Consider the following 13,372-nt stretch of genomic DNA (forward strand, 5'->3'; position numbering starts at 1 on the left):
CCCGGCAGGTGCTCCATACATCCGGCCCCACCGGCCGCTCGGGACGATGCCCCATCATGCTGCCCAGCCTGACCCTCGACCTACATGATCGGAAGCCTGACCAGCAACATCATCAGAAGTCTCCTAGTCGGGCGCGGTACGACGCTGCCGGAAAGAGATTGAGCTCAGCACGGTGGATCCGGTCAGGTGGCGGCGCAGCAGCTCGGCGGCCATGGCCCGGGCGTGCCGGTCCAGCCCGGCGTAGGCGATGGTGACGTCGGGTGCTCCGTCGTCGCCGGCGAGGACGAACGGCCGGCGGCCGGGCCGCGGCGCGTTCGGAGAATGTCCCCAGAGTGTCGAACATGGCGGTCAGGCTGGCGGGCGGCTTGACACGACGTAACGGCACGTGGACGGGGGCGTCAATCGCCTCCGCCTGCCTGCCCGAGCGGTCGAGCGCCAGCATGAGCAGCCCGGACAGCCGCTCTCGGGCCGGGTGCTCCGCGCAGAGCAGGGTGAGCAGGCGGGAGACGTAGGTGCGTAGGGTGCAACGCGGCGGGTCCTCGCCCCGGACGCGTCGAGCAACTGGTCGTGGCCCACCATCCGGCCGCCGGCCAGCAGCAGGACCATGCGGCTCGGCGAAGGCGCTGCCTGATCAAGCCCGGCATCATGGGGGACCTCGGCCGGACGAGAGGCGCGAAGGCCACTTGCCGTCCGGAACGTCTCAGCCCGCCGGCGCGAGCTGCGGGTACAGAGCGGTGAGGTCGGCGGCGAGACCGGCCTTGACCTGGCGTGACAGATTATCGGCCAGGACCTCGGGGGCGTCGGCCTCGATGCCGTCCAAGGCCTGCTGCGCGACACTGCCGGGGGAGGTCTTGGGCGCCTCGACGTCGGCGGCCATGTCGGTGTCGACGTAGCCGACGTGCAGTCCGGTGACGTTGATCCCCCGCGGCCGCAGCGCCAGGCGCAGCGCGTTGCTCTGCGACCACACCGCGGACTTGGAGGCGCTGTAGGCCTCCGCGCTCGGAAGCGTGACCCAGGAGAGCACCGAGTGCATGGTGAGGATGTGCCCGCCGCCGTTGCGCTCGATGATGGGCACGAAGGCGCGGGTGGTGAGCAGCGGCCCGAAGAAGTTGACCTCGAACTCGCGGCGGACGTCGTCGATGGGGGAGTCGAGGAACGACGCGGACAACAGGACTCCGGCGTTGTTGATCAGGATGGTCGCGTCCTGGGCCTGGTCGGCGGCTGCGGCCACGGAGCCGGGATCGGTGACCTCCAGCGCCAGCGGGACCGCGTCCGGGTGCGTGACGGTGCGCGGGTCGCGGGCGGTCGCGTAGACCTTGGCGGCGCCGCGCTGGTAGAGGGCGTCCACCAGTGCCTTGCCGATGCCGCGGCTGCCGCCGGTGACGACGGCTACGGAGCCTTTGATGCTGGTCATGAGGTCATCTCCTTCTTGGAAACCGATCGGTTTCCACTCACCGTAAACCGATCGGTTTCCCTTGCGCAAGTCGAGCGGTAACCTGGGCGCATGACGCACCCCACGCCGGCTGCCGCGCCCGTTTCGACCCGTGATCGCCTGCTCGACGCCGCGGCGGAGCTCTTCTACCGCGAGGGCGTCGGCGTGGGCATCGACGCGCTGTGCCGCAGGGCCGGGGTGTCCAAGCGCTCGATGTACCAGCTGTTCGGCAGCAAGGACGAGGTGGTGGCGGCGAGCCTGGACCGCATGGCGCCCGCCTACCAGGCCCTCCTGCTTCCCCCCGCCGACGACGACCGGCCGCCCCGCGCGCGCATCCTGCACGTCTTCGAGAGACTGGAGGAGTCGGCCGCGGAGCCGGACTTCCGCGGCTGCCCGTTCGTGGCGGCAGCGGTCGAGGTCAAGTCGCCCGAGCATCCGGCCAGCCTGGTCGCCCGGCGGAACAAGGACGCGCTGACCGCGTTCTTCCGACAGGAGGCCGAGCGCGCCGGAGCCGCGGACCCGGCGCTGCTGGCCCGGCAGCTCACCGTCGCCTTCGACGGGTCGAGCGCGCAGGCGGTCGTGCAGGCGCGGGGCCTCGACGGCCTCGCCGTCGCCACGGCCGCCGCCCTGCTCGACGCCGCTGGCCTGCGCGCCCGTCCCGAGGCATGAACCCGCCGACGTGGCGTGACATCGCGGCTCGTCCTCGACGATCCCGCCGTTGACCGGGCGCTCGTCGTGCGGGCAGTGGCGACTCGCCGCCGCGCCGGCGGTCGTGCCGACGTCGATCGCGGTGCGGGCCCTGGCCGCCCGGCGGCATCCACACTCTCACGCAGGAGCGTGCTTCCGGCTACGGATCCGGAGCCGGTCCGTGCCGCGCAGGCAGGGGAGACGACCGGCATCGGAGGCCCTGGACGGGGGAGGCCGCCATCTTTGGTGGCCCTTGGGTGGCGCCGGTGGGGGACCGGCGGGTCGGGCACCGCGCATGGACAGTCGGTGCAGGTGATCGGCCGATAGGCGGGGAGGACGGCGTCTTCAGGTGCCGGCCGTCGACCGACAGGTGGATGCTGCGCCGGCCGGCCCGGACGGTGACGGCCCAGGCCCACCCGGACGGCCCGACCATGACTTGGCTGGTGGTGGCGTCACAGGCGGCTACGACAATCTCGAACTCCCCGCTGCCCAGGAGTGGTCCGGGGCGGCGGGAAGGGGCCGATGATGGCGAAGTGGCCACGGGCTGGATCGCCCGGCCTTACCTCGGCAAGGGGATCGGACTCCACAGAGCGACCGGCGTGGGCGTGGTGGGGATCCGGTCGCGCGGAAGCGTTCGCCGGGCGTGGCCAGCTGTGAGCACTGACACGTTTCTCACCGGTGAACCGAGGAACTGGCGAGCGGCGGCGCGTCAGCCGCAGTGCTCCCATGGGCTCTCGTACCACTGGCTGCCGTAGGAACCGCCCCACATGATGCACTTGCCCGGCGCGTCGACCTTCACCGGCCCGGCGTAGTAACGGTAGTTGTCCGCGTCCACCCTGCCCGGCGAGCCGTACACCTGCACCACCGCCCGCACCCACGCGGTGTTGCCCGCTGCGCCGGTCTTCCAGGTCACCACGCAGTTGGTCTTGCCGTTGTAGAGCAGGTACGTGACGGCGCTGGAGCCGTAGGCGTGGCTGTCGATGACGTGATAGCTGCCGCCGCCGCAGGCCTCGATGGGCGAGGACGCCGCCATGGCGGGAGAGCTCAGAGTGGCCGCCGCGGCCAGCGTGGCCGCCGTGCCGAGCGCGAAGGTCGCACTACGCTTGATGATGCCCAAGGGAGGCATTCCTCCTTGATCGTTTCACTGTTGGTGATCAAGGATAGCGGAGCACATCAGCAGTCCCTCGGTGATGTTCCGCGAGCGCCGAGCGCCGGGCCGCCGGTGCACCGCCTCTGAGCCCGTGAGAACGCCTGTCACCGATCCGGAATTGTCGTAAGCCTGTCCGGCGCCTGAGCGGTCTGCTCCGGGGTGCGGCCGAGTGCGGGTGTCGAACCGGTGACCTGTGTTGGCAGTGGCCGGGGCCGCATCATCCACTCCGGCGGTTTCATCGCCGGCCTGCTGCCCGAGGGCAAGACCTGGTACAAGGAAAAGAACCGCGGCATGCCCGACTCGTGGTCGCAGTTCATCAACCCCGCCGAGGCGAAGACCCTGGCCCGGTTGCTCAAGAACGGCACGACCAAGGGCGACACCGTCTCCGGCTCGATCACCGTCAAGGAGCTCAAGGCGGTCTCGGCCTGGGTGTCCGCCGCCAGGATCGGCAAGGAGCACGACGGCGTGAAGATCTCCTACACGCTCACCCTGTCCTCGGCGGGCCTGGTCAGCCGGGTGAGATCCACCTACGCGCTGGCAGAGGACGGGACGACCTACACCAGCACCGTGGACAGCCGTTATACGGGGTGGGGCGGCAAGGTGTCGGTCAAGGCGCCGGCGCCCGCCACCGTGACCACCAAGCTTCGCTGACCTTCGCGTCCCATCGCCTGCGCTTCGGCCAGCACCGCAGCGCGGGCGGTGGCTCACCTGGGAGCGGACCGGCCTCCCGCCGGCTCAGGCGGCGATACAGCTGGGCGGCGGGTGCGTGCGGAGAGGCGATCAGCCGGGCCCTGGGCCAGCCACCCCGCACACTTCCAGCACCCGTACCGGCAGGTCACCCGGCGAAGCGGACGGCAGCCCGCGGCCCGCGAACCCGTCGCCGAGGATGCCGTGCGCGCCGAACGCGCCGGCCTTGTCCCGGACACGCGACCTCCTCTGCAGTGGTGCGGTTACGCGCCATCGGCTGGCGCCACCTGTACGTCGCCTGCTGATCACAACTGGTTACAGCCGCTCTGTACGGGCTTGTACGGATGATTCGGCGGCCGTTGCGCACCGGGGGCATGACGCCTCACGGTCGGCGTATCGGCGGCCGGTATCCGGAGCCGACCACCCTCACCCTGATCACGGACAAGTCAGTCGAACCTCACGGAGGGTCCACGCCCATGACAGCATCGACTTCCGCTCACGGCCGGCTCGACGTGCGGCGAATGCGGCGGATACGGCGGCGAGCGGCATCGTTCTTCGTATCCGCGCTGATTGCCGCGGCCGTTCTCCCCACCGGCGCGGCCCGCGCCTTCGCGGACGTCGCCGTGAACCTGGAACTGCGCGGCGCCTACGGCTCTGTGAGCATCCACGTCAACGGATCACTGGCCGGCACCTGCTCCGTCTCGAACTGCCTGCACATGGTGCCCGTCGGATCAACCGTGCGATTGATCCCCGACGGAGACATCACATCCTGGGGTCACGGGCCCTGCCAGTACGTGTTCGGCACCCAGCCCTGCGACTTCGCGGCGCTGTCCAACACCAGCTTCCAGGTGGTCTTCCTCGGCTAGGACGTTCCCTTCGCGGCCTCTCGCCCGCCGGACACCGCCGGTCGGATCCTCGGACATACCACTGCTATACCGCCGGTGTTTAGCATCCTTCGCGGTGCTCTGATCACAGGCGGAGCACCGCGAAATTCTCGTTGACTGACAAGGATCGAATCTCATGCGCAAGCTCTCCCCTTCGAAGAAGCTCGCCACTGTTGTCGGGGTCGCTGCGGCCTTCGCCGTACTGACGCCGGCCACGACCGCCACGGCCTCCACCACCGCCTCCTCGAGCGTCTCTTCGGCCGGCTGCAAGGACAAGTGGAGCAAGCTGAACACGAAGGACGGCTTCGTCAGCTACGTCCTGAAGCTCTGCAGCAACGGCTACGGCGAGGCGCGCGGCAGCGTGACGGACACCAAGAACGACGCCTGGACGACCGTGGTCGAGGTCTCCTTCAAGAAGAGCAACGGCAACGAGATTTATGGTGGGTACAAGGAGGCCGGCCGGAAGAAGGGCCACAAGAGCTTCAAATGGTCCACGACCCGCACCAACCTCGACCGGATCACGATTAGGGCCAAGCGCTGCCTCCCGAGCACGATCGTGTGCAACAACACCAAGACCTACACGCTCTACCCCTGATCTGAGGCGTGGCAGTCGGGTCGCCGACAGTGTGAGTTTCGGCCCGTACCGGCCCGAGCGGGCGGTGGCTGGTGGGCGAGCCGCCGCCGCCGGGTCGGGCGGGCCGGGGGGCGACAGCTCGCTATCGCAGCGAAGCCACCGTGAACGCGACCTTGGGGACGTCAGCAGTCAACCCGGAGAACGCCGCGCCGCCAGCGATCAACCGGACGGAGAGCGCGGGACAGGCGCCGCAGGGGCGAGCCGGCCATGATCTCCCCGAGCTCGCCCCTTCGCGCACCCTTCCGGGATGCCTTACCAGGCGATGGGGCCGAGGCGATCGATGAAGATCCCGGTCGGCCCGTCAGAGGCGAGCGTCGCGAGCTCGATGATCGGATCGCTGCCCTCGGTGACCGTCAGCTCGCCCGTGTGGATGTTCATGTCGGTGGCGGTGAACCTGCCTTTGGCGACCTCGCCAGGGGTCACGGCGTTGAACTTGATGGCCGGCAGCGCCTGGGCGTATCGGACGGTGATCATGTTCAGTGCTGCCTTCGACGAGGTGTAGGCGAGTTCGTACATCGTCGAGACGGCTTGCCCGGGGTCGGTCACGAACGCGATGGACCCTCCGGCGCCGGTGACCATCACCACCCGCGGGTTATCGGCCGCCTGCAACAGCGGCAGGAACGCGTTCGTGACCCGGACCGGCCCGTACACATTGGTGTCGTAGACGGCGTGGATGTCCTTGGCCGTCGCGTTCGCCGGATTGACGCCGCCGCCCGGCGTGCCGGCGTTGTTGATCAGCACGTCCAGCCGGTCAGTGTGCTCCCGGACCAGCCGTACCGCCCCGGCCACCGACTCCTCCGAGGTCACGTCCAAGGGAACCATGATGACGTGTGCGCCGTCGGCGGCCAGCTTCTGCGCGGCGGCCCTTCCCCGGCCCTCGTCGCGTGAGCCGAGGAAGACCCTCCAGCCCAGCTCCCCGAGCCTGCGCGCCGTCTCGTAGCCCAGGCCTTTGTTCGCTCCAGTGATCAATACGGAGGTCATGTTCTCTCCTGACGTCGTTGTACCTGCGGCCATGTGACACTGCCGACCTGATTTCTGTGACTCTGCCGACGTGTGATGTAGGCCACCGGCCGTGGTTGTCACAAACCGGCGGAATCGGCGTCCGCAGGCTGAAGGCGTCCAGCGGCGGCCCACTTGCAGGTGAGCTGCCACAGGCAGTCATCCAGCGCGCGCCGGCCAGGCGGTGAGGCGGGCCTGGACCTGCTCGGTCACGGCGCGGCAGTCGTCGCAGGCGAGGAAGAAGGTGCGGTCCCTGCCGTCTACGTCGCTGTGAGCCATGTCACATGCGGTTTCTGTCAGCAATCGGGGCGCTGTTCCGCTCAACTCACCGGTAGCACGTGAACCGACAGGAGCGACACATGAAGCACCGCATCGTCGTCCTCGGCGCCGGTTATGCCGGAGCCTACGTGGCCGGGAACCTGGCCCGCCGGCTGTCCCCGGCGGACGCCGAGATCACCGTGGTCAACGCTGAGCCGGACTTCGTCGAGCGGCTGCGGCTGCACCAACTCGCGGCCGGCCACGAGATCAAGGCCCAGAAGCTCGCCGACGTCTTCGCCGGAACGGGGATACGGCTGCGCCTGGCCCGGGTCACCGCCGTCGACCCCGAGCGTCAGGTCGTCGCCGTGGCCGACGCCGACGGTGGCGGAGAGCTCGGCTACGACACGCTCGTGTACGCGCTCGGCAGCCACGTCGCCGACGGCGGCGTCCCCGGCACGGCCGAACACGCCTTCCACGTCACCGGCCGGCCCGCGGCACTGCGCCTGCGCGAGCGCCTGGACGCCCTGGACAGGCGGGGTGAGGGCGGGAACGTGCTGGTCGTCGGCGACGGATTGACCGGCATCGAGACCGCCACCGAGATCGCCGAAGCCCGGCCCGGCCTGTCGGTGACGCTGGTCGCCCGCGGCGAGCTGGGCGCCCGGCTCTCCGCCGGAGCCCGCGGCCACCTGCGCCGGGCCTGCGACCGGCTGGGCGTCACCGTCCTGGAGCACACCAGCGTCGAAGCCGTCGAAGCGACGCGGGCGCTGTGCGCCGACGGCACCGCCCTGGCCTCCGACGCCACCGTGTGGACGGCCGGATTCGCGGTCAACCCCATCGCCGCCGCCGCCGGGCTGGAGGTCACCGAGAACGGCCGGATCGTCGTCGACCGCACGATGCGGTCGCTCTCTCACCCGAACGTCTACGCCGCCGGCGACAGCGCCTACGCCATCGGCGACAACGGCCGGCCGCTGCCGATGTCCTGCGCTTCGGCGGGCTACACCGGCCGGCAGGCCACGGACGCGATCGTGGGCCGCCTGACCGGCCGCAAGATCGCGAACACCAAGCTGGTCTACCCGGGCAACCACATCAGCCTCGGGCGCCGGGACGGGATCTTGCAGCCGGTCGACGAAGAAGCGCAGGCAAAGCCGATGTATGTGGGCGGCCGGAAGGCCGCGCGGATCAAGATGGGCATCCTCAAGATCTCGCTGTGGGGCATCTCGCACCCGACCTTCGCCCTGCCCGCGCGCAAGCGCCGCCTGGCCGCCACGCCGGATGGGTCCGCTGAGAAGGCCGCCGCGCCGGATATCTCCGCCGAGAAGGCGGATCGCGTGGCCGCCTAGGGTAGCCCGCGTGAACAGCAGCGCCACTGATCGCTTCGACACCAGCCGCTTCGAGGCCGGCCGGAACCGGCTGGCCTCGCTGGCCTACCGGCTGCTGGGCTCGGCCGCCGACGCCGAGGACGCCGTGCAGGACGCGTTCCTGCACTGGCAGGCCGCCGACCGGCAGCGGATCAAGGTGCCGGAAGCATGGCTGACCAAGGTCGTCACCAACCTGTGCCTCGACCGGCTCCGCTCGGCACAGGCCCGCCACGAACGCACCGCCGGCGCCTGGCTGCCCGAACCGCTTCTCGACGGCGACCCGATGCTCGGCCCGGCCGAGACCTTCGAGCAGCGCGAATCGGTCTCCCTGGCCGTGCTGACCCTCATGGAGCGCCTGTCGCCCCTGGAGCGGGCCGTCTACGTGCTGCGTGAAGCGTTCTCCTACGGCCACGCCGAGATCGCCGAGATCCTCGACATCACCGAGTCCGCCAGCCAGCAGCACCTCCACCGGGCCCGGCGCCGCATCACCGTCGCCCGCCGCCGCGGCGGCGGGGAAGTCGATCCGGCATCCGCCCGCAGGATCGTCGCGGAATTCCTGGCCGCCGCCGCCTCGGGCCGCACCGAACGGCTGGTGGTGCTGCTCACCGACGACGCGATCGCGATCTCCGACGGCGCCGGCCTGGCCGAGACGCTGCTGCGGTACGACACGCCGCAGCGCATCGCCGCCGTGGCACGGGCCGGCTTCACACCCACACCCGCGAAACGGCGATTTGCCGGCGGCACGCCCGCCGTCCACTACGCGCTCGTCAACGGCGCCCCCGCCATGCTCTTCGTGCTCGGCGACCGGGTCGTCGGCGCCGTGACGTTCGACCTCGCCGGACGCAAGATCGCAACCGTGCGCGGCATCGCCGCGCCCATCCGCCTCCTCCGCCTCACCGAAGCCTGGCGGCAGCACGAACCGGACCCGCCGCTCGTCCCCCAGTGGTGACCCGAAGCCGACCGCGACCGAGGGCAGCATGCGCCCTGCGCCTGGCCGCTCCCGGCCTTCGGACGCCACCAGCCGCATGCGGACGGCGCGTGCGGCGTCACGCGGTTCGAGGCCGCCCCTGCCGCAGATCGGGCCGACCGTGCTCGACGGCCCCGGCACGAAGGCCCACGGCGGCACCCCGCAACGCCGTGCACCTCGATCGCGGGCAGCCGAGCGCGCTCACCACCTGGACCGCCGGCTTGTGCATCGGATCCGGTCACGCGCAGTCGGCGTCGACCTTCGCGGGATCCTCAGCGGAGATCTCCCGCGCGACGGCCTTGATGTTCTCCTGCACGATGGTGGGGAGGTCCGCGACCGGTGGATGCCCCGGATGGGCACGGTCCATCTCGGCGATGATCGATTTCTGCTCGCCGGGTGCGACCGTTCTGCCCTCGGGGGAGTCCGGGGCGACAGCCGTACGAACGAGGCCGCGGAATCGCTGCAGGTAGCGGCGCTGGTCGTCGATCAGCACCCGGGTCGGGCCCGGGGCGCCGTGGCCCGGATAGATCATCCTGGCCCCGGAGAATCGCCGGTCCAGCTGGTTCAGGATCTGGAGCCAGCCGCAGCTGTCCCCTTCGATCAGCGCGGGCGTGACCTTGCTGGTCGCCAGGTCGCCGGAGAACAGGTCCCCGGTGTCGGGGCGGTAGTAGACGGTCGCGGTGTCGGACTCGCCCTCGGCGAAGGTGGCGGTCTCGAAGCGGAGGCCGCCGACCTCCACCGGTGTGTCGTCCTCGAAGGTCCTGTCGGCGTAGGTGACCTTGACGGGAAAGGCGGGGTTCGCCGAACGGGCCAGCGGATAGAAGCCGCGCTTGTCCTCACGCATCGCCTTGTCGGTCGCCTTCGACGCGTGGATGGGGGCCTCGGGGAAGGCCTCGTGGAAGGCGCCGGCACCGCCCACATGGTCGGGATGGGAATGGGTGAGCAGAATGGCGGCGACCGGCTCACCGGTCTTCCTGATCTCCGCTATCGCGTTCCGGGCGTCGGCCGGGGTGCGCAGGGTGTCGATGAGGACCAGGCCGTCCGGTGCCTGGATCCAGTAGGTGTTGACGGAGCCAGGGTTGGGCGAGGCGAAGCGTCCCGGCTGCGCCGTCTTCGCGGCCGGCGCCTCGGGCTTGTCCTCGTTCGAGCAGCCCGCCACCCATACGATCGTGCATGCGGCGGCGGAGCTTGCGGCGAGAAGGCGCCGCAGTCTCTGGTTCATCTGGAACTTTCGTGACGTCGGAGTGCGGGAGATTCAGCGGAAGTCGTCCGCGTGGGCCCTGACCCACTGTTCGAAGGTCCGGGGCGGATGTCCGGTCACCTTCTCCACGGTGGGGTAGATCTGGGACTCGTCGAGGGTCCCGTCGCTGTAGAAGCTGAAGAACGCGTGGATGTACTCCTCCGGTACGCGCCCGGCCATGTCGGCTCGGGCCTCCTCGTCCGTGAGGGCGTGGAACCGCAGATCGCGGTCGAGCACCTCGGCCAGGATGGCCAGGCGCTGAGCGGGCAGCAGCCGTTCCGGGCCGCTCAGCTCGTGGACGCGCTCCTCGTGACCCGGGTCGAGCAGGGCCCGGACCGCGACGGCGGCGATGTCATGAGGGTCGACGGAGGCGACGAGCACCTCACTGAAGGCGTCCTTGACGACGTCGCCCTCGCGTAGCTGGGGCAGCCAGCGCAGGGCGTTGGACATGAAGGCGTTGGGGCGCAGGAAAGTCCAGGCCAGGCCGGACTCGCGGACCGCGGTCTCCGAGCGGATCATGAACTCGGAGATGGCGTTGCGGGTGTCGGCCGCGACGGCGGCCAGGCTGGACAGCAGCACCACCCGTTCCACCCCCGCCCGCCGCATCGAGGCGAGCAGCCCCGGCATGTCGCGGTAACCGGGCAGCAGGAACACCCCGCGGACGCCGTCGAGGGCGGCGGAGAGCGAGTCCGGCTCGTTCAGATCGCCGACGGCCTGCTCGACCGGCAGGCGGGCGGGCTCACGCACGAGCGCGCGGACCGGCTGCCCGGCCCGGACGAGAGCCTGAACGACCTCGCCGCCGACGTTGCCGGTGGCTCCGGTGACGAGGATCATCGCAGCGTCCTGCCGAAGTGCGCGGCCACGGTGTCGGCTGCCAGGGTCACGTGTGGTTCCTGGTCGTAGAAGTCGAACTGGGTGCCCTGGGTCCAGAGGATGTCCCCGGGCCCGGCCAGGCCGGCGTGGAAGCGGCGCGCGCCGTCGGGGATGGCGGCGTCCTCGCTGTGCACGAGCAGCGTGGGGTGGGTGATCTGTGGCGCCAGGGCGGCGCCGTCGCTGTCGAAACTCACGTTCACGCGCACTCCAAGTGGCCATGGTGATCGATTTGTCGGTGGTCGCTGCTGACCACGGCCACGCCCGCGATGGGTGCACACCGCGGTGTCGCCGTCGATGTGACCAGGTGGCTGCCGATGAGGTGCTGGGTGGCCGCGTAGGCGCTGAGTCCCGTCTCCCAGGCCTCGATGATCCGGGCGGGGGTGAGGGTGACGGGTTCGCCGCCGTTCAGGCTGGTGTGGTCGAGCATCACCTTGTCGGCGAACACCCGGACGAGTTGGTCCCGGTCTCGCTGGTCGACGTGCCAGGCCATCGAGGTGCGGGTGTTGATGACGTGCAAACGATCCATGACTCCAGGATCTTGTCTGGGACGATCGGGGAGTAGAGCGAACGGTTGCACGCAGGACTGCAGGAACCTGCACGTCACAGCCAGCCGCGGTCATGTGACGTACGCCACCGATCAGGGGTGTCACACGGCCATGAGGGCCGGTGTCTTGTGCGCAGAGCAAGGTGAGAAGCGAACACAGGTGGGAGCCGGCGATGAACGAGCGCAGCGAGCCAACGACGGGCGCAGCGGAGCCGCTCGCTGACGGCGGCCGGATGGACGCCGCCACCGAGGCGTTCGTCGCCCACCGCAACCTGCTGTTCACCGTCGCCTACGAGATGCTCGGCTCGGCGGCCGACGCCGAGGACGTCCTGCAGGAAAGCTGGCTGCGCTGGGTCAAGGTCGACGTCGGTCAGGTGTCCGACCAGCGTGCCTATCTGGTCCGGATCACCACCCGGCAGTCGCTCAACCGGCTGCGCAGCATGAAACGCCGCAAGGAGGCCTACGTCGGCCCCTGGCTTCCGGAGCCGCTGCTCACCACGCCGGACGTGGCCGAGGACGTCGAGCTCGCCGAGAGCCTGTCGATGGCGCTCATGTTCGTCCTGGAGAGCCTCTCGCCGACCGAGCGCGCCGTCTTCGTGCTGCGCGAGGTCTTCGACGTCAGCTATGACGAGATCGCGGCCGCCGTCGACAAGAGCCCCGCGGCCGTCCGCCAGATCGCGCACCGCGCCCGCCGGCACGTCGAGGCCCGCCGTCCCCGCGAGGCGGTCTCCCCGAGCCAGGCCCGGGCGGTACTGGAGTCGTTCCAGCGCGCGCTGGAAACCAGAGACCTGCAGGGCCTGCTTGACGTTCTCGCCCCTGAGGTCGTCCTGGTCAGCGACGGCGGCGGCGTCAAGAAGGCCTCGCCGCGGCCGATCAGCGGCGCCGGCAACGTGGCTCACATGATCGTCAGCGGCCTCGGCAAGGCCGGCATCGCCCTCACCGGCGACTCCACCGTGGTCAACGGCGGCCCGGCGCTCGTCCTGCGTCTGGACGGCGAGTTCGACGGTGTCCTGGCGATCCGCGTCGAGGGCGCCCGCATCACCGGCCTCTACTACGTCCGCAACCCGCACAAGCTGACCCGCCTCGCCTCCGAGACCGTGCTCACCCTGCACTGAACAAGCCCGGCCACCGAAACACCACTCACCCACCGCCCCACGCCGGAAGAAGAGGATCACACGCCATGGCCGGACAGGCGACCGCAGCGCGCGGCGGCCTCACGTTCCTGAAGACCGCGGTCGCCGTGCAGACCTTGAGCATCTTCTTCCAGGCGGTCACCGCAGGAATGCTGCTGTCCTCCTCTCACGGCGCGCTGCTGCACGATGTCGGCTCGCGCGTGATGTGGGGCGCGTCGCTGCTGTACGTGCTCGCCGCGATCCTGGCCTGGCGTCCGGGCGGCGGCACACCCCGCCCCATCCTGTACGCCGCCGTCTTCCTCGCCCTGGCCTCGGTGCAGGTCGCGCTGGGCATCGCGGGCATGACCTCGCTCCATGTCCCCCTGGGCGTCCTGATGTTCGGCCTCAGCACCCTGGCACTGGGCCAGATGCTGTCCGCCTCCCGGCGGAACCGCTCCAGCACCCGGTTGTAGCCGCCGGCCCCAGGTCGTGCCCCCGCACCAGCCCGGCCCCGGGGCACCTTGAAGCGCGCGCTGTTCGAGTTCCG

Annotated in this window: 16 protein-coding genes; 8 read left to right on the forward strand and 8 right to left on the reverse strand. The window is 70.3% G+C overall.

The window, feature by feature from the left end; genetic code table 11:
• Positions 1-112 precede the first annotated feature (112 nt).
• Together ACBJ32_RS56505 and ACBJ32_RS56510 are read right to left on the reverse strand one after the other, a co-directional pair.
• On the reverse strand, positions 113-499 hold the full coding sequence (locus ACBJ32_RS56505; protein ID WP_375133951.1) for a BTAD domain-containing putative transcriptional regulator: 387 nt from the start codon (positions 497-499) through the stop codon (positions 113-115).
• Positions 500-700: 201 nt separating this feature from the next.
• The gene (locus ACBJ32_RS56510) at positions 701-1,414 is read right to left on the reverse strand and encodes an SDR family oxidoreductase (RefSeq protein WP_375133883.1); all 714 of its coding nucleotides are present in this window, start codon (positions 1,412-1,414) and stop codon (positions 701-703) included.
• A gap of 90 nt (positions 1,415-1,504) precedes the next feature.
• Between ACBJ32_RS56510 and ACBJ32_RS56515 the strand changes: the two genes are divergently transcribed.
• Complete coding sequence (locus ACBJ32_RS56515; protein ID WP_375133884.1) at positions 1,505-2,101, forward strand: TetR/AcrR family transcriptional regulator; 597 nt, start codon at positions 1,505-1,507, stop codon at positions 2,099-2,101.
• A gap of 727 nt (positions 2,102-2,828) precedes the next feature.
• On the opposite strand, the gene ACBJ32_RS56520 is transcribed toward ACBJ32_RS56515, so the two are convergent.
• The gene (locus tag ACBJ32_RS56520) at positions 2,829-3,236 is read right to left on the reverse strand and encodes a hypothetical protein (protein WP_375133885.1); all 408 of its coding nucleotides are present in this window, start codon (positions 3,234-3,236) and stop codon (positions 2,829-2,831) included.
• A 219-nt stretch (positions 3,237-3,455) separates the two neighbouring features.
• Here ACBJ32_RS56520 and ACBJ32_RS56525 point away from each other — a divergent pair, with 219 nt between their 5' ends.
• The 3 genes from ACBJ32_RS56525 (at position 3,456) to ACBJ32_RS56535 (ending at position 5,435) form a co-directional block, all read left to right on the forward strand.
• A complete protein-coding gene (locus ACBJ32_RS56525; protein ID WP_375133886.1) occupies positions 3,456-3,920 on the forward strand; it encodes a hypothetical protein in 465 nt (154 codons plus the stop codon).
• Positions 3,921-4,432: 512 nt separating this feature from the next.
• Positions 4,433-4,822 carry a hypothetical protein gene (locus ACBJ32_RS56530; protein ID WP_375133887.1) on the forward strand — a complete coding sequence of 130 codons (390 nt, stop codon included), beginning with the start codon at positions 4,433-4,435 and terminating at the stop codon, positions 4,820-4,822.
• A gap of 154 nt (positions 4,823-4,976) precedes the next feature.
• Positions 4,977-5,435, forward strand: coding sequence for a hypothetical protein (locus ACBJ32_RS56535; protein ID WP_375133888.1), 459 nt, complete (start codon positions 4,977-4,979; stop codon positions 5,433-5,435).
• 291 nt (positions 5,436-5,726) lie between these two features.
• Here the strand turns inward: ACBJ32_RS56535 and ACBJ32_RS56540 are convergent, their stop codons facing one another.
• Positions 5,727-6,455 (reverse strand): SDR family NAD(P)-dependent oxidoreductase, encoded by a 729-nt coding sequence (locus tag ACBJ32_RS56540; RefSeq protein WP_375133889.1) that lies wholly within the window; start codon positions 6,453-6,455, stop codon positions 5,727-5,729.
• Between the two features lie 377 nt (positions 6,456-6,832).
• Here ACBJ32_RS56540 and ACBJ32_RS56545 point away from each other — a divergent pair, with 377 nt between their 5' ends.
• A complete protein-coding gene (locus ACBJ32_RS56545; protein WP_375133890.1) occupies positions 6,833-8,071 on the forward strand; it encodes an NAD(P)/FAD-dependent oxidoreductase in 1,239 nt (412 codons plus the stop codon).
• 10 nt (positions 8,072-8,081) lie between these two features.
• Positions 8,082-9,038 carry a sigma-70 family RNA polymerase sigma factor gene (locus tag ACBJ32_RS56550; protein WP_375133891.1) on the forward strand — a complete coding sequence of 319 codons (957 nt, stop codon included), beginning with the start codon at positions 8,082-8,084 and terminating at the stop codon, positions 9,036-9,038.
• A gap of 256 nt (positions 9,039-9,294) precedes the next feature.
• Here the strand turns inward: ACBJ32_RS56550 and ACBJ32_RS56555 are convergent, their stop codons facing one another.
• The 4 genes from ACBJ32_RS56555 to ACBJ32_RS56570 all read right to left on the reverse strand — a co-directional run bounded on the left by ACBJ32_RS56555 (position 9,295) and on the right by ACBJ32_RS56570 (position 11,695).
• On the reverse strand, positions 9,295-10,215 hold the full coding sequence (locus tag ACBJ32_RS56555) for an MBL fold metallo-hydrolase (RefSeq protein WP_375133892.1): 921 nt from the start codon (positions 10,213-10,215) through the stop codon (positions 9,295-9,297).
• Positions 10,216-10,311: 96 nt separating this feature from the next.
• The gene (locus ACBJ32_RS56560; RefSeq protein WP_375133893.1) at positions 10,312-11,130 is read right to left on the reverse strand and encodes an NAD(P)H-binding protein; all 819 of its coding nucleotides are present in this window, start codon (positions 11,128-11,130) and stop codon (positions 10,312-10,314) included.
• Complete coding sequence (locus tag ACBJ32_RS56565) at positions 11,127-11,369, reverse strand: hypothetical protein (RefSeq protein WP_375133894.1); 243 nt, start codon at positions 11,367-11,369, stop codon at positions 11,127-11,129. The genes ACBJ32_RS56560 and ACBJ32_RS56565 overlap by 4 nt, the downstream gene beginning before the upstream one ends.
• Positions 11,366-11,695 (reverse strand): nuclear transport factor 2 family protein, encoded by a 330-nt coding sequence (locus tag ACBJ32_RS56570; protein ID WP_375133895.1) that lies wholly within the window; start codon positions 11,693-11,695, stop codon positions 11,366-11,368. The genes ACBJ32_RS56565 and ACBJ32_RS56570 overlap by 4 nt, the downstream gene beginning before the upstream one ends.
• Positions 11,696-11,886: 191 nt before the next feature.
• Between ACBJ32_RS56570 and ACBJ32_RS56575 the strand changes: the two genes are divergently transcribed.
• Positions 11,887-12,828, forward strand: a complete 942-nt coding sequence (locus ACBJ32_RS56575; protein ID WP_375133896.1) for an RNA polymerase sigma-70 factor — start codon at positions 11,887-11,889, stop codon at positions 12,826-12,828.
• 65 nt (positions 12,829-12,893) lie between these two features.
• On the forward strand, positions 12,894-13,298 hold the full coding sequence (locus ACBJ32_RS56580) for a hypothetical protein (RefSeq protein WP_375133897.1): 405 nt from the start codon (positions 12,894-12,896) through the stop codon (positions 13,296-13,298).
• The last annotated feature ends 74 nt before the right edge of the window (positions 13,299-13,372 follow it).

The sequence above is a fragment of the Nonomuraea sp. GTA35 genome (assembly GCF_041950525.1).
Lineage (GTDB): Bacteria > Actinomycetota > Actinomycetes > Streptosporangiales > Streptosporangiaceae > Nonomuraea.

Coding starts and splice junctions, on each gene's coding strand:
- ACBJ32_RS56510 (WP_375133883.1), bottom strand. CDS start 1,414: ATGACCAGCATCAAAGGCTCCGTAGCCGTCGTCACCGGCGGCAGCCGC.
- ACBJ32_RS56515 (WP_375133884.1), top strand. CDS start 1,505: ATGACGCACCCCACGCCGGCTGCCGCGCCCGTTTCGACCCGTGATCGC.
- ACBJ32_RS56530 (WP_375133887.1), top strand. CDS start 4,433: ATGACAGCATCGACTTCCGCTCACGGCCGGCTCGACGTGCGGCGAATG.
- ACBJ32_RS56535 (WP_375133888.1), top strand. CDS start 4,977: ATGCGCAAGCTCTCCCCTTCGAAGAAGCTCGCCACTGTTGTCGGGGTC.
- ACBJ32_RS56540 (WP_375133889.1), bottom strand. CDS start 6,455: ATGACCTCCGTATTGATCACTGGAGCGAACAAAGGCCTGGGCTACGAG.
- ACBJ32_RS56545 (WP_375133890.1), top strand. CDS start 6,833: ATGAAGCACCGCATCGTCGTCCTCGGCGCCGGTTATGCCGGAGCCTAC.
- ACBJ32_RS56560 (WP_375133893.1), bottom strand. CDS start 11,130: ATGATCCTCGTCACCGGAGCCACCGGCAACGTCGGCGGCGAGGTCGTT.
- ACBJ32_RS56570 (WP_375133895.1), bottom strand. CDS start 11,695: ATGGATCGTTTGCACGTCATCAACACCCGCACCTCGATGGCCTGGCAC.
- ACBJ32_RS56575 (WP_375133896.1), top strand. CDS start 11,887: ATGAACGAGCGCAGCGAGCCAACGACGGGCGCAGCGGAGCCGCTCGCT.
- ACBJ32_RS56580 (WP_375133897.1), top strand. CDS start 12,894: ATGGCCGGACAGGCGACCGCAGCGCGCGGCGGCCTCACGTTCCTGAAG.